This is a genomic window from Verrucomicrobiota bacterium, from assembly GCA_016200005.1.
Taxonomy (GTDB): domain Bacteria; phylum Verrucomicrobiota; class Verrucomicrobiia; order Limisphaerales; family PALSA-1396; genus PALSA-1396.
In genome coordinates, this window is sequence record JACQFP010000045.1 from 78,659 (window position 1) to 101,800 (window position 23,142).

A 23,142-nucleotide genomic window follows, 5' to 3' on the forward strand; every position below is an offset into this window, starting at 1 on the left:
GCGACCATCCGAGGCGACTAACGCAGGACTTCGATGAAGAATTCAATCGCACTCGGTTTCATCGGCGCGCTTTGCCTTACCGTTTCGGCCTGGGCGCAACCGAATATGGCGCCGTCCTTCAAGCGCGGGCCAAATCAGACCGTCACGGTGAACAGCGGCGCGCACACGGTGCCCAACTGGGCCACCAGCATCACCGCCGGTTCGCCGTCCGAAGACGCCGCCCAAACCGTCACCTTCATCATTACCAACAATAACAACGCGGCGTTGTTCTCGGTGTCGCCGGCCATCAGCACAAATGGAACGCTGACCTTTACTCCGGCCAACGATTACATCGGCGTTGCCACACTCTCGGTTGTATTGAGAGATAACGGCGGGACGGCGCTGGGCGGCAGTGATACTTCCCCCACGCAGACATTCTTTATCGCCGTCGTCCCGGCTGGCAATCCGCCTTCCGTCGGGAACCCTCAACTTGTGTGGAGCAACCGCTTCAATGGTTCGGCTGGCTTGATTGATCAAGTCTATGCCATGGCGACCGATGGCGGCGGGAATGTGTTTGTCACCGGGTCTTCGTCCAATGCCGTGAGCGCATTGAGCGGCAATGATTATGTGACGTTGAAATACGATGCCAGTGGCACCCTTGTTTGGTCTGCCAACTACAATGGACCTGGAACCGGGAATGACGTGGCGCGCGCGCTGGCCGTCGATGCGTTTGGGGATGTGATTGTGACCGGCGTGTCCGCCGGTTTAACCAGTGGCGATGACTACGCCACCATCAAATACGACGGCCGCACCGGTGCACAGTTGTGGGTCCAACGCTTTGACGGTCCGGCCAGCGGCCTTGATCAGGCCACGGCCATCGGACTCGACACCAATGGCAACGTGTTCGTCACCGGTGTATCGGCCGCGCTGGCGAACAAGGATTTCGCCACCATCAAGTATGCCGGCACCAACGGCAGCCCCATCTGGACCAACCGCTACAATGGTCCCGGCAACGGCGATGACCAGCCCTACGCACTCGTGGTGGACGCCAGTGGCAACCCGATTGTCACCGGCGCGTCGCCCGGCTCCGCGAGTGGCGATGATTACGCAACTGTCAAGTACAACGGCGCCAATGGCGGCCAGGTCTGGGCGAGCCGCTACAATGGTCCAGGCAACAGCACGGACACCGGTCGGGCGCTCGCGTTGGATGCCGGCGGAAACGTTTATGTAACGGGATCGTCTCGCGGCAGTGCCAGCGGTGACGACTACGCCACGATCCGATATCGGGGGACGGATGGCTTTGCCGTGTGGACCAATCGCTTCAACGGGACTTCCAATGCCACCGATGTCGCGCGGGCCATTGCCGTGGATTCCGCCACCAATGTCGTTGTCACCGGTTATTCTCAAAACACGGGGACCGGCGATGATTTCACCACGATCAAGTACAACGGAGCCACGGGCGCCGGAATTTGGACCAACAAATATAGCGCCGGTCTGAACGACCAGGCCACTGCCCTTGCGGTGGATCAGGCCAACGACGTGTTTGTCACCGGCATTTCCAGCAATGCTGTCAGTGGAATGGATTTTGCCATCGTGAAATATGACTCCGCCGGCACCGCCGTGTGGACCAATCGTCTCACTGGGCCAGGCAATACAACCGATGCGCCGGTGGCCATCGCGTTCGATCGCTTGCGCAACGTCTATGTCAGCGGCTATTCGGACGGCGGTGTCTCCGGTCTCGACTACCTCACCGTCCGGTATGTGCAGAATTTAGGGCCAGCAGCCAATGCCCAATCTGTAAGCGTTGTGGAAGACGTTCCCACTGCCATCACTTTGACGGGTTCAGATCCCAATGGAGATCCGCTCTCCTTTACGCCGACGACTCCTGCTCATGGTACCTTGTCGGGCACAGCTCCTAACCTGACCTATACGCCGTCCACAAATTTCAATGGGTCGGACAGTTTTACCTTCACGGTTAACGACGAATATTCAAACTCTGCCGCCGCGACCGTCACCATCACGGTCACTCCAGTGAACGATGCGCCGGGTTTCACCAAAGGACTCGATCAAACCGTTCTTGAAGATGCCGGGCCGCAAACGGTGGCGGGCTGGGCGACGGCCATCAGCAATGGGCCGCCGAATGAATCGAGCCAGTCACTCAACTTCATCGTCAGCAACACCAACCACGCCCTCTTTTCTGTCCAGCCGGCGATCAGCGCCGCCGGCACGTTGACCTACACCCCAGCCGCCAACGCCAATGGTTTCACCACGGTAACAGTCCAGTTGCATGACGATGGCGGCACGGCCGACGGCGGCGTGGACACCAGCGCCGCACAGACCTTCACCATCACAATCACTCCCGTCAACGACGCGCCCACTTTCACCAAGGGGCCGGATCAGACGGTGAATGAGGATGCCGGGTTGCAGGTCGTTTCTGGTTGGGCAACCGCCATCGGCAAAGGCCCTCCGGACGAATCGGGCCAGACGTTGACCTTTGTCATTCTGAACAACAGTAACCCGGGATTGTTCTCCGCAGGGCCGGCGATCAACACGGGTACCGGCAATCTGTCTTACACTCCAGCAGACAACGCCAACGGCACGGCTACGATCACGGTGCAGTTGCAGGACGATGGCGGTACGGCCAATGGCGGCACCAACGGAAGCGCCGCGCAAACGTTCACGATCACGGTCAACCCGGTCAACGATGTGCCCAGCTTCACCAAGGGTGCGAATCAGACCGCGAACGAAGACGCCGGACCACAAAGCGTGCCCAACTGGGCCACGGCGATCAGCACCGGGCCGCCCAGCGAGTCGGGTCAGACGGTGGACTTCATCGTCAGCGACGATAACAGCAGCCTCTTCTCGACCCAACCGGCAATTAGCTCCAGTGGCACGTTGACATTTACCACGGCAACCAACGCAAACGGCCTGGCCAATGTAACCGTGCGGATACATGACGACGGCGGCACGGCTAATGGCGGAGTGGACACCAGCGCGGCGCAGACCTTCACGATCACGGTCAACGCAGTGAACGACGCGCCCGTCGTGACAGTGGCCACACCATCGCAAACGGTGTTGGAAGATGGAACGTTGCTGGTGGCCGGGCTGAGCGTGGCGGACGTGGACCTGGCGGAAACCTCGGTGTCGAACAAGATGGTAATGCGGCTGACCGTAACCAACGGCATCCTGACGCTCAACACCACCAATGGGCTGACCTTCACGACGACCACGAACGGAACGCCACCGTTTCAGACCATCACCACCAACGGCCCCAACGGTACCACCAATGTGGAGTTCAGCGGGACGTTGCAGTCGATCAACGATGCGTTCACGAACCTGACGTATCTGGCCAACGGGAACATTAACGGAGGCGACTCGTTGCGGATCATCGCCAACGATCAGGGCAACAGTGGCTCCGGCGGGTCGCTGATGAACACGAATTTTGTCACGTTGACCATCACTGCAGTCAACGACGCGCCCAGCTTCACCAAAGGCGGCAATCAGACGGTGCTCGAGGATGCGGGCGCCCAAAGTGTTTCCTGGGGCACCGGCATCAGCGCCGGCCCGCCCGACGAATCGGGCCAGATGCTCGAGTTCATCGTGACGAACGACAACAACGCGCTTTTCGCCGTCCAGCCTGCGATCAGCACGAACGGCGCGACGGGAACGCTGACCTACACGCTGGCGGCCAACGCCAACGGCGTGGCGACGGTGACGGTCCGGTTGCATGATAACGGCGGCACGGCCAACGGCGGCGTGGACTCGAGCGCCCCGCAGACCTTCACCATCACTGTCACGCCCGTGAACGATACGCCGAGCTTTGCCTTTTCCACCACCACGGTCAGCAGTCTGGAAGACGCCGGGGCGCAGAGCGTGCCCAATCTGGCCACGAACATCAGCGCCGGGCCGTCCGACGAATCGGCTCAGACTTTGAACTTTATTGTCAGCAACGACAACAACGCACTTTTTTCCGTCCAGCCGGCGATCAGTGCAAACGGCACGCTAACCTTTACTGCCAAGCCCGACTCCAACGGAGTGGCGACGGTGACCGTGCAATTGCATGACAACGGGGGAGTGGCCAATGGCGGGAGCGACACGAGCGCGAGCACCAATTTCAACATCAACGTGATCGCCGTGAACGACGCGCCTGTGGGAGTGAATGATTCGTTAAGCAGTATCGCCGAAGACAGCGGGCCGCGGACAAATTCGATTGCCAGTCTGGTGGCCAATGACTCGAAAGGCCCGCCCAACGAAAGCGGTGAAAACTTGACGATCACAGCGGTGAGCAGCGCAGTGGGTGGTACGGTGAGCATTTCCGGGACAGACGTGGTCTTCACGCCAGCCACCAACTACAACGGGCCGGCGAGTTTTGTTTATACGCTGCGGGACAACGGGCAGTCGGGCAGTCCGCTGACCAACGACTTCAAGACGTCCACGGCGACGGTGAGCTTCAGCATCACGCCGGTGAACGACGGGCCAGTGGTGACTGTGACGACGCCCTCACAAAGCGTGCTGGAAGACACGTCATTGCTGGTGGCCGGAGTGAGTGTGGCGGACGTGGACCTCGCGGAGACTTCACCCGCCAATGAGTTGGTGTTGCGACTGACGGTGACGAATGGCATCCTGACCCTCAACACCACCAACGGACTGACCTTCACTACGACCACCAACATCACCGGCATGCCGCCGCTGCAGACGACCAACATCACGGTCAACGGTGCCAACGGAACGACCAACGTGGAGGTCAGGGGCACGTTGAGTGCGATCAACGACGCGTTGACCAATCTGACGTATAGTCCGAACGCGAATTTCAACGGGAGCGACGGGTTGCAGATCGTTGCCAACGACCAGGGGCACAGCGGGGCCGGCGGCACGCTGACGGACACCAACAACGTCGCTTTGATTATTATCCCGATGAACGACGCGCCGGTGGGAGTGAACGACCCACTGGGCGATGTGGCGGAGGACAGCGGGCCACGCACCAATTCATTTGCCAGTCTGCTGCCCAACGATTCGCCGGGGCCGGCCAACGAAAGCACGCAAACGTTGACGATCACGGCGGTGGGCAGCGCGGTGGGTGGTACGGTGAGTATTTCCGGGACGAACGTGATCTTCACGCCGGCAGCCAATTACAACGGGCCGGCGAGTTATGTCTATACGCTGCGGGACAACGGACAGTCCGGCAATCCGCCGACCAACGACTTCAAGACGGCGACGGCGACGGCGAGCTTCACCATCACGCCGGTGAACGACACGCCGACGGCTGACCCTCAATCGGTCACCACGGCGGAGGACACGGCCAAAGCAATCACCCTGACGGGCAGCGACGTCGAGACGCCGTCAGGCAATTTGACCTTTGCCGTGACGCAAGCGCCGGCGCACGGGGCCTTGAGCGGCACCGCCCCGAATGTCACCTACACGCCAGTGGCCAACTACAATGGGCCGGACAGCTTCAAATTTACGGTGACGGACACGGGCGATGGCCCTTCGCCGCCCAAGACGAGTGCCGAGGCGACGGTGACGATCACCGTGGACCCGGTGAACGACGCGCCGGTGGCCGATGCACAATCGGTCACGACGGCGGAGGACACGGCCAAAGCGATCACGCTGACAGGAAGCGATCTGGAGACGCCGTCAGGCAGTTTGACCTTTACCGTGACCCAAGCACCGGCGCACGGGGCCGTGAGTGGCACGCCACCGAATGTGACCCACACCCCGGCGACCAACTACAACGGGCCGGACAGCTTTAAGTTCACTGTGACGGACACGGGCGATGGCAGTGCGCCGCCGAAGACGAGCGCCGAAGCGACGGTGACGATCACGGTGACGCCAGTGAACGACGGGCCAGTGGTGACCGTGACGACGCCCTCGCAAAGCGTGCTGGAGGACACGCCATTGCTGGTCGCCGGGGTGAGTGTGGCGGACGTGGACCTGGCGGAAACCTCACCCGCCAACGAGTTGGTGCTGCGGCTGAGCGTAACCAACGGCAATGTGACGCTCAACACCACCAACGGTCTGACCTTCACCACGACCACCAATGTCACCGGCATGCCGCCGCTCCAGACGACCAACCTCACGGTCAACGGTGCCAACGGGACGACCAACGTGGAGGTCAGGGGCACATTGAGTGCGATCAACGACGCGTTGACCAATTTGACGTATAGTCCCAACGCGAATTTCAACGGGAGCGACGGGTTGCAGATCGTTGCCAACGACCAGGGGAACAGCGGGGCCGGCGGCGCGCTGCTGGACACCAACAACATCGCTTTGACCATCACCACGGTGAACGACGCGCCCAGTTTCACCAAAGGCGGGGACCAGACCGTGAATGAGGACTGGGGAACAACTAACGTCGTGAATTGGGCTACAGCGATCAGCAGGGGGCCGTCCGATGAATCAGGTCAGACCCTCAACTTTATCGTCAGCAACAACAACAGCAATTTGTTCTCGATTCAGCCGGCGGTCGCTCCCAACGGCACGCTGACCTACACTCCGGCGGCAGACTCCAACGGCGTGGCCACGGTGACGGTGCGGCTGCACGACAACGGGGGCACGACCAATGGCGGGTCTGACACTAGCGCGGCTCAAACTTTCACCATCACGGTCAACGCGGTAAATGATGCGCCCGGCTTTACGCTCCGGAGCAACAGTCTGACGGTGCTTAAGAACTCCGGACCGCAAGTCATCGCGAATCTGGCAACTAATTTCAACTTTGGTCCGCCGGATGAACAGGCTTCACAGTCGGTGCTGGCATTCCTGGTGACGAATAACAACAACGGCTTGTTCTCGGCACAGCCAGCGATCAGCACGGACGGCACGCTGACCTACACACCTGCGGCCAACGCCATTGGCACAGCTACGGTCACCAACCGGTTGCAAGACAACGGCGGCACAAACTCTGGCGGCATTGATATTTCATTGCCGCAAACCTTCACCATCACCGTCACCCCGGTGAATGGACAACCCAATGTCGGCCCGGACTTCCTCGATGCCTGCCGCGATGTGCCAATGCGCATCCCGAGCAGTCTCCTGCTCTCCAATGATTCGGATCCCGACAATGACCCGTTGGAAATCATCGGCGTCAGCCCGACCAGCGCGCAGGGTGGAACGGTTTCCTTGTCCGGGGATCAACGCTACGTGACTTATCAACCCGCCTTTGGCTATCTCGGTTCAGACACGTTCACCTACACCGTCAGTGACGGAGCAATTGAAGCAGCGGCAGTTGTCACAATGAATGTGGTGGCGCCGTTTATCGGCGAGCCAATGGCCGTGTGGACCAATCGCTACAACGGCCCGAATAACGCCATCGACACGGCCAACGCCATGGCCGTGGATGGCGCCGGCAATGTTTATGTCACCGGGGCCTCCGATGGAGGAGCGACCACCGGCAATGATTACGCGACCATCAAATACAACTACGCTGGCCAGCTAGTCTGGTCCAATCGCTTTAACGGCCCGGCCACCGGTAACGATCAGGCGAAGGCGATTTGCCTTGATGCGGCCACCAATGTCTATGTGACCGGCTTCTCCGCGGGCATCAGCAGCGGCAGCGACTACACGACCATTAAATACAACGGCGTTACTGGAGTCCCGATTTGGACCAATCGATTCAACGGCTCCGGCAATGGTAACGACCAGGCCGCCGCAATCGCCGTGGATCCTTCGGGCAATGTGGTTCTGACGGGCTCGGCCCTGCGCAATGTCGGCGGCAGCAACGACATCGTCACCGTCAAGCTCAACGCCACCACCGGCAGCATCATCTGGACGAACCAATATAACGGCCCCGGCAATGGCACGGACACCGCCGTCGCCCTCGCCATCGATGCCGCAGGGAACGTCATCGTCACCGGCGCTTCGGACGGCGCCGGTACCGGGCCGGACTACGTCACGCTCAAGATTCACGGGACCGGCGGGACGAATCTGTGGGTGGCGCGGTATAGCAACAATGGCATCGCCAATTCTCCCGATGTCCCAGCGGGCCTGGCCTTGGACGGAGAGGGCAACGTCTATGTCACTGGCTCGTCCATGGGTTCGGACCGCGATTATCTGACGGTGAAGTATGACCGGCTCACGGGCGTGCAACTTTGGGAAGCTCGTTACCTCGGTCTGGGCAGCGGTGACGATCAGGCCCGGGCCATCGCGGTGGACAAGGCCGGCAACGTCTTTGTCACCGGCATTTCCTCCGGCGACTTTGCCACGATCAAGTACGATACGGACGGCAATCCTGTCTGGTCGGATGCCTCGCGTTACAACGGTCCGGGTAATGGGACCGACCAGGCCAATGTGCTCGTGTTGGATCGCGCCTGCGATGTGTATGTCGCCGGCAGTTCCGTGGGCAGCGGGTCCGGTACCGATTATACGATCGTGAAATACGACGGCGTGAGTGGCTTGCCTGTCTGGGCCTCAGAAGCGCGGTATAACGGACCCGGCAACGGCGCCGATTCGCCGGCGGCGCTCGCCGTTGATTTGGTCGGCAATGTATTTGTCAGCGGCGGCTCCGCCGGCGCCGGCAGCAGTCAGGACTACGCGACGTTGCGGCTGTTCCAGAATATTCCTCCGACCATTTCCGCGTTCACCAATCAGACGACCGCCGAGGACACGCCGGTCGGACCAATCACCTTCACCGTCGGCGATACCTTCACGCCCGCCGGCGACCTGACGGTGAGCGGGGCTTCTTCGGACACGAACCTGGTGCCGACGAACAGCTACGTTTTCGGCGGCTCGGATTCCAACCGCACCGTGACCATCACGCCGGGCACCAACCGCTTCGGCACGGCCACGGTTTACATCAGCGTCAGCGACGGCCTGGCCACAGTCAGCAACAGCTTCCAGTTGACCGTCACCGCGGTGAACGATGCGCCGGTGGCCGTCAACGATGCTTACACCAATGCCGAGGACACCTTGTTGAGCGTGCCGGCGCCGGGCGTGATGGCCAATGATAGCGACGTGGAAACGAATGCGTTGACCGCAACGTTAGTGAGTTCGACCACCAGCGGCAGTCTGTCATTCCATCCGGATGGTTCCTTCACTTATCTGCCCAACACAAACTTCAACGGCACCGACAGCTTTACCTACAAGGTGAACGATGGAGCGCTCGATTCCGGTGTCGCCACCGTCGTGCTCACAGTGACGCCAGTCAATGACGCGCCAGTGTTGGCCCCGATCGGCGATCGCACCGTCAACGAAGGCAGTTTGCTCACGTTCACCAACACGGCCACCGATGTGGAAAACGACACGCTCACTTTCAGCCTGGGCACCAACGCTCCCGCCGGTGCGAGCATCAACTCGAGCAACGGCGTCTTTACCTGGACACCCACCGAGGCGCAAGGCCCGGGCACGAACGTGATCACCGTCACTGTGACCGACAACGGTTCGCCCAACCAGAGCGATTCGAAAAACTTCACCGTGATCGTGAACGAAGTGAACAGCGCCCCGGTGTTGGCGGCCCAGACCAACCGCACCATCAATGAGTTGACGACCTTGACCGTCACCAACACGGCGACGGATTCGGATATTCCAGCCAACACGTTGACTTTCAGTCTGAGCGGCACGCCGCCAGCCGGCGCCACGATCAACCCGACGAATGGCGTGTTCACCTGGACGCCAACCGAGGCCCAGGGGCCAAGCACCAACGTCATCACCGTGACCGTGACGGACAATGGCTCGCCCAACTTGAGCGACTCGAAGAGCTTCACGGTGTTTGTGAACGAAGTGAACAGCGCGCCGACCTTGCCGACCCAGCCGGACCGCACCAACAATGAACTGGCCACGCTCACGGTGACCAACACGGCCACCGACACTGACCTGCCGGCTAACAACCTCACCTATACATTCCTGGCCGCGCCGGCCGGGGCAATCCTTGATACCAACGGCGTCATCACCTGGACGCCCACCGAGGCCCAAGGCCCCAGCACGAACACCTTCACCACGCGCGTGACCGACGATGGGTCGCCCGCACTAAGCGCCACCAACACCTTCACTGTGATTGTGCGCGAAGTAAACAGCGCACCCGTGTTGCCTGCGCAGACCAACCGAACGATTGCTGAACTCACCACGCTCGCGGTGACCAACACCGCGACGGACAGTGATATCCCAGCCAACACGCTCAGCTACGTGCTGCAGGTGGGACCGACCAACGCTGCCATCTCGGCCGACGGCGTGATCACCTGGACGCCGACTGAGGCCCAGGGGCCAGGCACCAACGTCTTCACCACCGTGGTAACGGACAACGGCACCCCCAACCTCAGCGCCACCAACACGTTTATGGTGGTTGTGACCGAAGTCAACAGCGCCCCGGCGTTGCCGGTGCAGACCAACCGCACGATTGCGGAACTGACCACCCTCACAGTGACCAACACCGCGAGCGACAGTGACATGCCGACCAACACACTGAGCTACGCGCTGACCGTCGCGCCGGCCAATGCCGCCATTTCTTCCAACGGCGTGATCACGTGGACGCCAACCGAAGCTCAAGGCCCGAGCACCAATACCTTTACGACTGTCGTGACGGACAACGGCGCACCGCCCTTGAGTGCGACCAACACCTTCACTGTCACGGTGACCGAGGTGAACAGCGCGCCGGTGTTGCCCGCGCAGACCAACCGCACAATTGCCGAACTGACCACGCTCATCGTGACCAACACCGCGACCGACAGTGATATTCCGGCCAACACGCTGAGCTACACTCTCACCGCCGGCCCGACGAATGCCACCATCTCCACCAATGGTGTGATCACCTGGACGCCGACCGAGGCGCAAGGACCGGGCACGAACGTCTTCACGACCGTCGTGACCGACAACGGCACGCCGAACCTGAGTGCGACCAACTCGTTCACCGTCGTGGTAACTGAAGTGAACAGCGCGCCTGTACTGGCCGTGATCACCAACCGTACGGTGAACGTTGGCACGTCGCTCAGCATCACGGCCACTGCGACCGACTCGGATATTCCAACCAACAACCTGTTCTTCAGTCTGGGCAGTCCGCCAGCCGGCGCCAGCATCACTCCGGCCAGCGGTGTCTTCAGTTGGCGGCCACCGGTGTCACGGGCGGGTACCACCAACCTGATCACCGTGCACGTCCGCGACGACGGTTCGCCGCCGCTCTCTGATGAGAAATCATTCCAGGTGATTGTGAATCCGCTCTCGCCGGTGCAGTTGACGGCGGTGTCGGGGACCAGCACTCAATTTGTGTTGAGCGTTTCGGGCGATGTGGGCCCCGATTACACGATTCAGATCTCCACCACGTTGACCAACTGGAACAACTTGCAGACGGTCACGCCGGCCAGCACGCCGTTCACCTTCACCGACACGAACACGGTCGGCAACACCAAGCGCTTCTATCGCGCTTTGCTGGGACCGTAAGAAACGACTGGCCGAGGCGGGATATTAATCCTCCGTCGGAATCGGCTTCAGATTGCCGCGCAGTTCGTGAATGCGACGCAGTGAGAGGCGCAACAACCCCTCGCCAGTGCCGACCGCAACTGTGGTGTTGTAGCCGGCACCATAGCCGCCTTCGACGGCGGCTTGAATCGTCGGGAAGTAGCCAGCCCAGACGCCACCGGCAGAAAAGCAATAGCCCACGAGCATCGTGGTTGGCACCGGCGATTGATCGGCCAACGCGATTTGAAAATTCACGAACGGTTCACCCGGCCAGCCGGAGATGGCAATGTCGTCGCCGATCAACGCGGTGATCAAGCCGACGGGAATGATCTTGTCCGGCTCCCAACGATTCGGAATTTTCAGGAGGTCTTCGCGAATGCGCAATTCCACCTTTTTCGAACCGGTCTTGGGCATTTCCTTCATCACCCGTAAAACTTCAGCGGCGATGAGATGGCCGGAATCTTGCGCGGCTTGGAATCCGCCTTTGTCGATGGGTTGCTTGTCGAGGAACGGATTGATGTCGCCCGCGCCGCCTTGCAAAAACAGACAATAGCTTCTGTTGCCAAGCGCCGTTTCGATTTCGTTTCGCATGTAACCCGGCCAGTCGGCGCAGATTTGGAGGTTGTCCGGACCCAGATTGACGCCGTGACAGGCGTAGTTGACGAACACCGCACGCGTTTTCCGGGAGCCATCCGATACGCGAATGACTTTCACTGCTGGATCAACCGGCGATGTCGGCTGCCGTTCTTCATTGCGCCATAACATCGTGACTTTTCCGTCTGCGCCCACCAGACGGCGGTTGTGTCCGAGATAAACTTCGCCGGCCGCGGTTTGGAGTCGCGCGTCGAACAGCGAACGGTTCGCCTTGGCAATGGCGGCAACGATCTTGTTCTCCGTTTCCGCAAACCACGATTTGTCCGGCGCCGGCCAGGACTTGTCTTCCCACGTCAGCGGGCCGGAATGGTTGTGGCTGCTGCACAGCATGACGTGCGCGATGCCGAGTTCGTTTCGCACGCGCTCAACCACTCGCTGCGAGGGAAAGGACCGCAGATCAAGTGTGACCATCGCCAGGCTTTCCTTGTCCGACTTGAGCACGGCGACCGTGGCAAAGAGCGGATCGTGAATGCCCGTCGAACCGCCTTTGCGGTTCGAATACCCGCCCATCGGGTAGCCGACAGGCGGCGTAATATCCGTGCGGGCAAACCCCGACTTGAATGTGGCCGCGGAAACCACGACAGGAAAAATAGCGAGAGCCAGAAGAAGTGGTTTCATCTGGAGTTTTCTAATTTGCCGAAGACGAGTTGGCGAAACGAGCCCCTGAACCCACCCCTGGCCCCTCCCAGAAGGGGAGCGGCGCATAAGTGGATTGTTCCCCTCCTGGGAGGGGCAGGGGTGGGTTGGTAGGTCGCAGTTTTATGGCTGGAGTAGGTTAAGGGGTTGACTCGCATCTCGCTATTTGATCCTGAACGCTGGTTGAATCTTCTCCACGCTTCGTTCTGGTGTTGGGAAAGCGTCGCCGAAATTATTTCTTCGCCGGCGTGACACCAACATAGATCTCCGGGTTGCGCAACGCTTCGGCGTACTTGATGCCGTGGCCCTCGCCATCGCGCTCGGCCTTGGCCTTCATCCCGCGCGCAATCGCGTCGCGGTCACTTCCCTTCTGGCTCACATGTTTTGCGAGCGCGTCAATTTTCGTGTCGATGGTGCTGCTGATGTCGATCCACGTATTCGGGGTGGGGGTGTCGTAGTAATAAACCTCGCTGACTTCGCGCGGTTCGAGTTTTTCCTTTTGTAAATGCTCCGGATAATAAAGCGGGAAGGGCGCACAGGTCACGGCGTCCATCGTGGCGAAGGCCGAGGCGCGATGGTCCATGTGCTCGTCCGCGTTGCGCGGGTCAAACGCCAGCACGATATCGGGGCGATGCTTGCGAATCATGCGGACGATGTCGCCGCGGAGCTTGTCCTTCGGCACCATGTCGAGCCAGCCGTCCTCATAACCGAGCCATTCCAACACATCCACCTGCAAAACTTTGACCGCGTCCTCTTCTTCCTTCTTGCGAACGGCGGCGTGATTTTTGAGCGTGGCCTTCTTGTCGTATGTGCCTTTGTCGTCGTTGGTGCAGATGATGTAGATGATTTTGTTCCCGTTCCGTTTCAACAACGCCACGGTGCCAGCGCAGCGGGATTCCGCGTCATCGGGATGCGCTTGAACGACCATCACCGTTTTGCCGCGAACGGTCGCGAGGTCGGCGGCGATGCTAAAGGTGGATAAAAGGAAAACGCCCAGCAGAGAAGTCAGTCGAGTAATCATAATTATTGATGTTTGTCCGAAAGAGCTTCGTTTGTTACCTCATTGAATCATCCGAGTTGGAACTAAGCGAGCAGCTTGTTCATCAAGCGACGGCCCACGTCGGTCAGTCGACAATCGCGCGCCTCCGCCCGACCGTTCCCGCTCACTGACCTGGGGCCAGCACAACCCGGAAACCGCGGAAGTTGAGGAACCCGGCGCCCGGGTCGCGGCCCGCTGACCGGCAGAACCTGGCGCGGGTGGCCCAGTCGCCGCCGCGAATCCCGCGGAGCGAGCCCGTAGCAGGCCCCTGCGGGTCAATGGCGGTCCCGGCGGGATAAGCCCCATACCAGTCCTGACACCACTCCTCCACGTTCCCGATCATGTCATACAATCCCCACCCGTTCGCGGCATAGCTCCCGACCGGGGTCGTTATCCCAAGGAAGATTCCGCTCGGATTAGAGATCGTGCCCAGCACGGCATCGTATTCGTATTGGCCATCGAAGTTTGCCTGTCCTGAGTACAAACCGCTCCCCAAATAAAACGCCGTCGTCGTCCCCGCCCGGGCCGCATACTCCCACTCCGATTCCGTCGGCAGCCGATACACATAATTCGTGGGAATCTGCCCCCCTGCCTGCTCCTGCTGCGTCCGCAGCGCGCAATAGTTGCTCGCATCATTCCAACTCACTTTCTCCACCGGGCGAGTCAGGTCATCGGAATATCCGTTGGCGGACGTGAAATAACTCGGATTGCTTCCCACCACTGCGAGATAATCCCCTTGGGTCACCTCATACTTCCCCATCCAAAACCCCTGGCTAATCGTCACGATGTGCTGGACCTCGTCTGAGCCCCGCTCAGCCTCGTTCGTCGGGCTGCCCATCGTGAACGTCCCCGGCTGGATGAACACCAGGTTGGTGTCGGCCGGTGCAGCAACCGATACGGCACGGTAAAACCGCTGACCCGTAGAAGAGGCCGACGGATCAGTCCAAACATTGCTGTCACCCGCCTGCACTTGGAGCAGCGTCCGGTCAGTCCAAAAGCTCGCTGCGGACAGGTTCGTGGCGTACTGAATGGAATAGACGGTCCCAACCGTTCCGGTGAGGCTCAGCATCGGCTGCCCCGCCGAGTAGGTCAGCTCAAGACGCGGCGGGGTCTGAGCGCCGGCCCGTGGCGCTACCGCCCACGCAGCCAGGCATAACACGGAAAGGAATGGAACGAGTTTCGAGGATCGCTGCTTCATAATTTCAAGACTTGATGGTTTTCTTCAGCCAGGCCCGAGCCGGAATCTATGCACAGATGTCGTCGGCTGAACCTTGGCCAGTGGCTCAGGAGTTAGTGGTGTTTACTCTTTAGTCCCAAAGGCGAATAAGAGCAAGGCAAATTCAAAGTCATGTTCCGTTGCCGAAACCCTCCCGACCAAGTCTGGAATGGCGCACGGGGCACTGTCCCCGGCGCGCGGCCTTCAGGCCGCTTCAGTGTTCGAATGGCATGGAAGAAACGATTGGCCTGTGGGCTTCCGAACGGTGAAGCGGCGTAAACGCCGCGTTCCATCCTGGTTGCAATCGCGGGCAGTGTCGAGACGCGCCAAATCGGGAATTTCCACCAAGAGCGGGATTGCAGTCTTGCCGGGAACTCGGTTAGCTTGCTTGAAACCTTCAAAGCAATCAATGTAGGACGACCATGAAAGCAAAATCATTCCCAGTTTATTTTTTGGCGCTGCTTACGAGCACAAGCCTGGCCGCCGATTTCAAGTTTTTTGAACCGCTCAATCCGCCGCGGCCTTTTCAAGTGATGGTTCATCGCGGTGAGGCGGAGCAGGCGCCGGAGAACACGCGCCCCGCATTGCAACGTTGCATCGAGGACTTGTTCGAGTGGGCTGAAGTCGATGTGCGGTTGACCAAGGATGGTCAGCACGTTCTTTGTCATGATTCGAAACTGGATCGTGTTTCCAACGGCACTGGGTTGGTGAAAGACCATACGCTCGATGAAGTGCTGGCCTTGGACGCGGGTTCAGGCTTCGCCAAACGTTACGCCGGCACGCCGCTCCTTTCGTTCAAGCAATGTCTCGAACTGGCCAAAGGCAAACTCAATCTCTATCTCGATTGCAAGGACGTGAATCCCGAACAACTGGCGAATGAAATTCTTCAGGCCGGCATGGAGCAGCAGGTCATCGTCTTTGACAAACCGGACAAGTTGCAGCGCGTCCGCAAAGCCTCCAAAGGCAAAGTGGCGATCATGCCCAAGTGGCATCCCGCCGAGGGCACCACGACCTGGGTGGACAAACTTCAGCCGGATGCCGTCGAAATTGACGCGAACGAAATCACGCCCGCAATCACCAAGGCGTTTCACGACAAAAAAATAAAGGTACAGACCAAGAATCTCGGCCAATGGGACACGCCGGAGTTCTGGGACAAGGCCCTGGCGGCGCACGTTGATTGGATTCAAACCGATTTGCCGGAGGAGATCATCGCGCGCGATTTGTGGCGCCGCGTGCCGAAGCGGCCAGTGCGCATTTCACTCCATCGCGGTGCCAACCGTTACGCGCCGGAAAATACCTTGCCCGCCTTCGCCAAAGCGATTCGTCTTGGCGTGGACTTTATCGAGTTCGACGTGCGGACGACCAGCGACGGAAAGTTTTATCTGCTGCACGATGGCACGTTGGATGGCAAGACCGACGGCACCGGCCCGATTGCCAACACGCCGTCGAGTGTGGTGGCATCGTTAAGCGCTGGCGTCAAGTTTGGGCGGCCATTCGCCAAGCTCGGTTTGCCGACGCTGGAAGAATTCCTGACCGCAACTGAAGGCAAGATTGATTACTATTTTGACGCCAAGGCAATTCCGCCCGAAGTGTTGGCCGAGGCCGTCGAACGTCATCACATGAGCGAACGGACGGTGGTTTATCAAAGCCCGCAATATCTGCTGAAGCTGAAGGCCATCAATCCGCGCATTCGTGCGCTGCCGCCGCTCGGCTCGCCGGAGCAGATCGACGGACTCGCCGCCAATTTGAAACCTTACGCCGTTGATGCCTCGTGGAAAATTCTCTCGAAGGAAGTGATCGACCGCTGCCACGCGAACGGCATTTTGGTTTTCTCCGACGCCTTGGGCGCGCATGAGACGATTGCCGATTACCTGCAAGCAATGGATTGGGGCATCGACTTGATTCAAACCGATCATCCGATGCGCGTGATGCGCGCCATCGAGTTACGCGCCGCCAAAGCGATTTTGCCGTGATGCTGGTTCAGTCCTGCGTTCGGCTGTGCCTCCGTTTGGATATGAGATAACGCACGAACGACCACAGCCCTGAGAAGCGATAGCCGGGATCGACGTAGTGTTCGATGACGTAAAAGGCGAAGTAGTAGAAGCGGCAAAAACTCCAAACCGCCAGCAACAGCAGGACCGCGGTTTTCAACGTCGGCTGCTCGACGATCAGTAGCGACGCCGAAGCAAATCCGATGATCAGAAACAGAACGCCCTTGAGCTTGATCCAACGAGGGTCGGTAAGGTCTTTCATGTTGAGTAGAGTGAATACTTCGCTTGAAATATTACCGTACTTGCCCGCCTGGGCGTTCTTGGGCACTCATAGGAAGCCACAGGCAACGTCAGTCTCTTGTCGGGTCAATTATGAGTTCACCATCCCAAAGTTTGACGCAATGCGGGCACTCCCAAAACATTTGGTATGCTGGTCCTTCACCTACAGGGACTCTACGTTCAACCAAGCGTCTCCTGCACTGAGGGCATCGAACCCCACGTGACTCAACGAATACTACGATACCCACAACTGACGCTACCAATGGCCAAGGCGACGACGTCAAACCCGCCACAACTAAGCCCGTGAAGAAGACAACTAATCCAAAGACTAACGCCCATTTGGATCCTCGCGGCAATGGTCTTACAAGCGCCATGGGTGTCATTCCGCTAACGGGATTAGCTTTTCTCTCAATGAAATGACGTGGTACATCCATGCGAAGGATTTCATAACTTTTGTGCTTGGTCAAAATCTTATTACTGACCCATAAAGCAAAAACTCGTCCTGATAGAACATTCTCAACCAATCCAACGCGCGATGCCGAACGCCGCGGCTGCTGCCAGTCCGCCAATCAACGCAGTTTGCAATCCGCTGCGAGCCATCGACACGCCGGTAAACCGGCCCTTGACGGCGCCAAAGACCACGAGCGCGACCAATGTCACTGCCACGGAAACGATCAAGGCGCGATGTGTGCTTGGGAACACAAGGTATGAACTCAACGGAATCAACCCACCCACAACGTACGCCCCTGCAATCGTCACCGCGCTCTTGAGCGCGCGTCCCGGTTGCGGTTTTTCCAACCCCAACTCAAACCGCATCATGAAATCAACCCAGGCTTGCGGACGCCGACGCAATCCTTCGACTACGGAAGCGCTCTCCTCCGGAGTCAGCCCGTAGCTCTCAAATATCTCCCGCACCTCCTTCGCCTCAATTTCTGGAACCGTCACAATTTCCACTTCTTCACGGGTGCGCTCGCTGGCGTAGTGATCGGCATCGCTCCGGGCGGCCAGATAACCGCCCAATCCCATTGCAATCGAACCCGCGGCAATTTCCGCAAATCCGGCGGTGACGATGATGCGCGTGGAGGCAATGGCGCCGGTCAGACCCGCCGCCAAAGCAAACGGCACCGTCAAACCGTCGGACATTCCAATCACAACGTCGCGTACGGCTTTGCCGGCGGTGAAATGCTGTTCAATGTGTGGTGTAAGTGGCATTGAAGTATGAGAGTCGCGCGCCGTGGCCTTCGGCAAGTTCAAAGTTCGAGGTTCGCACCCGCCTTTTGCACTTCAATCGAAGGGAATGCAGTTGGTCGCGTCAGCGTTTGGAGTGCGGCGACTGGTCGCCGCTTTGGAATAGCGCCGACTGCAAAGCGGGTGTGTTCTCCCCACTCGCCCCGTGCAACAGCGGCGACAAGTCGCCGCACTCCAAACGCTCCGCGCGTATTCGACGGTTTGGAAAGGAGCTGAACTTTCTTCCTTCTCGGAAATCGTTCATGGTATTCGCCCTAACCGCGCTCATTCTTCTTCGGTGACCGAATCGTAAAACTCCAGGATGTCGCCCTTTTGTCCCTTGATCTCGGCTTCTTTGAACTTGATGGCGGTGCGCGGGTGCTGGTTCAGCACACCCGTGAGCAGGTACGGCAGATCGTAGCCCCACAGCAATTTTGCGCGCAGGGGTTCGATGGTGTTCTGCACACAATCGAGGATGGGCCGGAGATTGTACTTCGGATTGTGGAGGAACGCGATGAGCAGCTCCATCTGGCAATTGCCGGCGCCGCGCCCCAACCCGGCCATCGTCGCGTCGAGGAAGTTCGCGCCCATGATGATGCCTTCGATGGTATTGGCGTAGGCCAGTTGCAGATTGTTGTGCATGTGCACGCCGACCTCTTTGCCGGACGCCTTGCAGTAATGCTCGTATTTCTTGACGAGGTAATGAACCTTCTCGCTGTAAAGCGCGCCGAAACTGTCCACCACATAAATGGCCTTGGCCTCCGAACCGGCGAGCAATTCCAGACCCTCGTTCAGTTCTCGCTCCGGCACCGTGGAAACGGCCATGAGGTTGACGGTGGTTTCATAACCCTTGTCGTGCGCGTCCTTGACCATGTCCAGCGCGGTGGGAATCTGGTTGATGTAAGTCGCCACCCGGATCATGTCGATGACGCTCTCCTTCTTGGGCGGGATGTCTTCGTGGTAATCGCACCGCTCGGCGTCAGCCATGACGGTGAGTTTCAAATCGGTTTTGTTATCGCCGACAATTCGCCGGATGTCTTCTTCCAGACAATACTTCCAACAACCATGCTCGCCGACCTTGATGCCTTTGCGCGATGCCTTGTAACCAAGCTCCATGTAATCCACGCCGCCATCGACGCAGGCGCGGTAAACGGCCTTCACGATCTGGTCGTCGAAATGGTGGTTGTTCATCAGACCGCCGTCGCGGATCGTGCAGTCCAGGACTTTGATTTCGGGGCGGTAGGAAATCCATCGCCCGGCGGCGCTGTCTTTCGTTTTCACCGCTTTTTTGATTTTATCATTCATGGTGCAATCGCGGTTACAATTTCCGGCCAGCCCGGTGCAGCAACAGCGGCGGATATTGTTAATTCAAACCCACGCGTCTTGACGAACAAAAAATGGACGTATCGCCCATCGAGTGCTCCTGGGTAGCGGCCACGATTTCAAAATCGCACATCCGAACCATGAACCGGGCAGTGCAAACTTTTGCTTCACCTGAAGCAAAAGTTGGTAGCAGGCGCTCCGGTTCATGCAAAGGCGGTTGGTAGTTTCGCCTACATCCGCCTGAAGGATGGACTTTCCCTCCAGCAAACGTCGCCAGGTTCATTTTCCAAATGCGTAAAGGTGACCTTGTGTCCGCACATAAAGCTGGTGCCCGATAATGGCCGGCGTGGCCATGATCGGTTCGTCGAGAGCGTTGCGGGCGAGCACCTGCAGCGCGTCACCGGCTTGGAACACCACCACCACGCCCGGCTGCGAGGCCACACAGATTTTTCCACCCGCCGCCACAGGTGATGAGTAATAGTCCCCAAGTGCGCCCAGACGCTCCTCCTGATAAAACATTTTTCCTGTCCGCGCGTCGAAGCAGGACGCCAGTCCGCCGTTTTTCACCAGGTAAATGCGCCCGTCGTAGCAAAGCGGCGAAGGCACGTAAGGCAATCCGCGCGTCTGCTTCCACGCCACGTGTGTTGCTGTAACGTCTCCCCTCCCGCCCGGACGGACGGCCAGCAACGCGTTCTGGGATTGAGCGAAGATTTTGGCGAGCGATTCATATTCCTGGCGCGTGATGAAACCGTCCTTATCAGCGTCGAGGTAAAGAAACTGTTGCTGGGCTGGCCCGGGTGGAGCTTCCGCGCGAGAGAGTTTTCCGTCCTTGTCTTGGTCGCCTTGTTCCAGCAACGCATCGAACGCAGGCAGCCGGGGCACGCCCGCGCCGAAGGTCCAGCCGGCCACGAAGATCAATCCGTCGCCCGCCACCGGCGACGCCACCATCTCATTCGGCAAGCCGCTCACGCTCCAGCGTTCGGTGCCGCTTTTCAGATCGTAGGCGACCAGTCGCAGAGTGCCGGCAACGATGGCCAGCTCGGGGCGGTCGCCGGGATAGAGCAGTGGCGTCGAGAAGCCGCGCCGAAATCCCGGACGCTCCGCTTTCCAAAGCGTCTTTCCCGTGCGACAGTCCGCCGCAAGCAAATACGAACCCACGTCCTGATCGCTGGCCAACAAGAGGCGGTCTCCCGCCACGACCGGGGAAGTGCTGGCGCCATGCTGCGTGATGGGGATGGGCAACGGTTTGCGCCACTGCTCTTGCCCGGCGATATCGTAAGCGATCAACCCGAAAGAACCGAAATAAACGTACACTCGCGCTCCATCCGTCGCGGGAGTGGAAGCCGCCGGGCTGCTGTTCTGCGAACCGCGGTCAATTTTTTCCGGCTCGATTGCCCGGCGCCAAAGAATCTTCCCGTCAGCACGATCGATGCAAAGCGTTTCCAGTTTACCATTGTCCGCGCCCGTCAGGAAAATTCTGTCGCGCCAGATGCAGGGGGAAGAATGGCCGGCAGGCAGAATAACTTTCCAAAGGACGTTTGAGTTGGGTCCGAAGTGGACGGGGAAATCACCCGATCGGCTCACGCCCGAACCGCCCGGTCCGCGAAATTGCGGCCAGCAGTCCTCTCCACGATCACCACCGCGTAGGATGAGCGCGAAGGGGAGTGTTGCCAGAAGCAAGTTTGAAAATAGGAAGAGGCGCATGAACGGGCTTGAGGAAATCAAATCCACGCGGCGATTTCAAAGACTCTTTGGCCGGGCTCGCGGGTTACTTTGGAAACATCGAAGAACCATGAACATCTTGCTTGCGGTTACAGTGTCCAGCCTTCGCGATACGGACGCTGCAGAAACTCGTTGGCCTCCGGCAGATTCGTGATCTTCAGACTCGGCGCGTTCCAGAGCAGTCTTGTGCGGGTCAACTTCTCGCGCAACTGGACTCGCAACGCCACGTTGCCCAGCAGCACCGCTTCGGCCAGCGGTCCGGCCCAGTCGAAATTCGATCCGCCCGGTTTGCCGCCTTTGCACGCCGCGATCCATTCCTGATAGTGGCCGATGGAGCGCGGGATGGTCTTGGGCGGTTCCGGGTATTCCTTGCGCCTTGATTCAGGATAAAGCCGATTGCCGAGGATAAACCCCTTGTCGCCGACGAGCAGCCGGCCATTGTCTCCCATCAAATCACCCTCGGGCAAACCTTCCGGTCGTGGCGGACGCAAACCGCCGTCGTACCAAACGAGTTTCACGGGCGGCAGTTCGCCCCGCACGGGAAAATGTTGCGTCACCATTGATCCCACCGGATAAGTTTCCTTGTTCACGCGCGTTGATGCCGCCTCTACGCTCATCGGCGCGCCGAGTTTCAAAGCGCGGAAAACTGGATCCAGCGCGTGGCAGCCGATGTCGCCGAGCGCGCCGGTCCCAAAATCCCACCAACCCCGCCACTTGAACGGCAGGTAGGCCGGATGATAAGGCCGTGCCGGCGCCGGTCCCAGCCAGAGGTCCCAGTCCAGCGTGGAAGGCACGGGCGGCTCGTCTTGGGGACGTCCGACGCCTTGCGGCCAATATTCATTGAACAATCCGTTCGCCGGCCGATCGGTCCAGACGTGCGCTTCACGAACCGGACCGATCGCTCCGTCCCAGACAAATTCGCAGAGCCGGCGGGTTTCCTCGGAAGCCTGGCCTTGGTTGCCCATTTGCGTGGCGACCTTGTGGGCGCGCGCGGCTTCCGCCACTTTGCGCGCCTCGAAGACCGCGTGCGTCAGCGGCTTTTCGCAATAGACATGTTTGCCCAGTTTGATCGCTGCGATCGAAGCCACCGCATGGACGTGGTCCGGCGTGGCGACGACGACGGCGTCGATGTTCTTCTGCTCTTCGAGCATCTTGCGGAAGTCCTTGTATTTTTTTGCGTCGGGGAACTTGCGGAAAGTTCCCGCCGCCCGTGCCCAGTCCACGTCGCAAAGCGCGACGATGTTTTCGCTCGTCATCTGGCCAAGGTCGTGGCCGCCCTGCCCGCCAACGCCGATGCCGGCGATGTTCAGCTTCTCGTTCGGCGACGTGGCGCCGCCGAGTCCGAGCACATGACCCGGAACTATCGTGAACGCCGCAGCCGCCATCGTCGTGCCGCCCATGAATTGACGGCGGGAGATTTTTTGTCTGTTATCTTTGTTCTTCATAAGCACTCCGTGCGGGTCAAGCGGGTTGAACAAACATGGTGTGATTTGATATGCTCGTTCAAATCGGTCGCGAGCGAGTCTCACGATTGGCGCAAAACGCAGCGTTGATTCAGATCAAGGTTTACTGCGATCTCAACGGCAACTTCGCTGAATTGTCTTTGAACGGACAGCAGAGTTGTCGTTGCCTCAGCCGCAACGATGAAGACCGACGAACCCCTCAACCTCGCCCTTTCCCCGTCGGACGGGGAGTGG

General features: G+C 59.4%; 10 protein-coding genes. 2 read left to right on the forward strand and 8 right to left on the reverse strand.

From position 1 onward, the window contains the following. The first annotated feature begins 33 nt into the window (after nucleotides 1-33). Nucleotides 34-11,340: a tandem-95 repeat protein gene (locus HY298_15905; protein ID MBI3851739.1), complete on the forward strand. Its 11,307-nt coding sequence runs from the start codon at nucleotides 34-36 to the stop codon at nucleotides 11,338-11,340. 24 nt (nucleotides 11,341-11,364) lie between these two features. Here HY298_15905 and HY298_15910 read toward each other — a convergent pair whose 3' ends face one another. The 3 genes from HY298_15910 to HY298_15920 form a co-directional block, all read right to left on the reverse strand. After that, the gene (locus HY298_15910) at nucleotides 11,365-12,630 is read right to left on the reverse strand and encodes a neutral/alkaline non-lysosomal ceramidase N-terminal domain-containing protein (protein ID MBI3851740.1); all 1,266 of its coding nucleotides are present in this window, start codon (nucleotides 12,628-12,630) and stop codon (nucleotides 11,365-11,367) included. A 250-nt stretch (nucleotides 12,631-12,880) separates the two neighbouring features. Continuing rightward, nucleotides 12,881-13,669 carry a PIG-L family deacetylase gene (locus HY298_15915; GenBank protein ID MBI3851741.1) on the reverse strand — a complete coding sequence of 263 codons (789 nt, stop codon included), beginning with the start codon at nucleotides 13,667-13,669 and terminating at the stop codon, nucleotides 12,881-12,883. Nucleotides 13,670-13,811: 142 nt separating this feature from the next. Beyond that, on the reverse strand, nucleotides 13,812-14,885 hold the full coding sequence (locus HY298_15920; GenBank protein MBI3851742.1) for a formylglycine-generating enzyme family protein: 1,074 nt from the start codon (nucleotides 14,883-14,885) through the stop codon (nucleotides 13,812-13,814). A 440-nt stretch (nucleotides 14,886-15,325) separates the two neighbouring features. Between HY298_15920 and HY298_15925 the strand changes: the two genes are divergently transcribed. Next, nucleotides 15,326-16,876: a glycerophosphodiester phosphodiesterase family protein gene (locus HY298_15925; GenBank protein ID MBI3851743.1), complete on the forward strand. Its 1,551-nt coding sequence runs from the start codon at nucleotides 15,326-15,328 to the stop codon at nucleotides 16,874-16,876. Nucleotides 16,877-16,883: 7 nt separating this feature from the next. On the opposite strand, the gene HY298_15930 is transcribed toward HY298_15925, so the two are convergent. The 5 genes from HY298_15930 to HY298_15950 form a co-directional block, all read right to left on the reverse strand. Beyond that, a complete protein-coding gene (locus HY298_15930) occupies nucleotides 16,884-17,156 on the reverse strand; it encodes a hypothetical protein (protein MBI3851744.1) in 273 nt (90 codons plus the stop codon). A gap of 533 nt (nucleotides 17,157-17,689) precedes the next feature. Continuing rightward, nucleotides 17,690-18,385 (reverse strand): VIT1/CCC1 transporter family protein, encoded by a 696-nt coding sequence (locus HY298_15935; protein ID MBI3851745.1) that lies wholly within the window; start codon nucleotides 18,383-18,385, stop codon nucleotides 17,690-17,692. 300 nt (nucleotides 18,386-18,685) lie between these two features. Next, on the reverse strand, nucleotides 18,686-19,705 hold the full coding sequence (locus HY298_15940) for an aldolase catalytic domain-containing protein (GenBank protein ID MBI3851746.1): 1,020 nt from the start codon (nucleotides 19,703-19,705) through the stop codon (nucleotides 18,686-18,688). Between the two features lie 297 nt (nucleotides 19,706-20,002). Then, nucleotides 20,003-21,403 (reverse strand): PQQ-binding-like beta-propeller repeat protein, encoded by a 1,401-nt coding sequence (locus tag HY298_15945; protein MBI3851747.1) that lies wholly within the window; start codon nucleotides 21,401-21,403, stop codon nucleotides 20,003-20,005. 131 nt (nucleotides 21,404-21,534) lie between these two features. Then, entirely contained in the window at nucleotides 21,535-22,890 is a 1,356-nt protein-coding gene (locus HY298_15950) for a Gfo/Idh/MocA family oxidoreductase (GenBank protein MBI3851748.1), read from the reverse strand. Nucleotides 22,891-23,142: the final 252 nt, after the last annotated feature.

Bases quoted from the DNA above. Each gene is read 5' to 3' on its own strand.
- HY298_15915 (MBI3851741.1), bottom strand. From the start codon at position 13,669: ATGATTACTCGACTGACTTCTCTGCTGGGCGTTTTCCTTTTATCCACC.
- HY298_15920 (MBI3851742.1), bottom strand. From the start codon at position 14,885: ATGAAGCAGCGATCCTCGAAACTCGTTCCATTCCTTTCCGTGTTATGC.
- HY298_15935 (MBI3851745.1), bottom strand. From the start codon at position 18,385: ATGCCACTTACACCACACATTGAACAGCATTTCACCGCCGGCAAAGCC.
- HY298_15905 (MBI3851739.1), top strand. From the start codon at position 34: ATGAAGAATTCAATCGCACTCGGTTTCATCGGCGCGCTTTGCCTTACC.
- HY298_15925 (MBI3851743.1), top strand. From the start codon at position 15,326: ATGAAAGCAAAATCATTCCCAGTTTATTTTTTGGCGCTGCTTACGAGC.
- HY298_15940 (MBI3851746.1), bottom strand. From the start codon at position 19,705: ATGAATGATAAAATCAAAAAAGCGGTGAAAACGAAAGACAGCGCCGCC.
- HY298_15950 (MBI3851748.1), bottom strand. From the start codon at position 22,890: ATGAAGAACAAAGATAACAGACAAAAAATCTCCCGCCGTCAATTCATG.
- HY298_15930 (MBI3851744.1), bottom strand. From the start codon at position 17,156: ATGAAAGACCTTACCGACCCTCGTTGGATCAAGCTCAAGGGCGTTCTG.
- HY298_15910 (MBI3851740.1), bottom strand. From the start codon at position 12,630: ATGAAACCACTTCTTCTGGCTCTCGCTATTTTTCCTGTCGTGGTTTCC.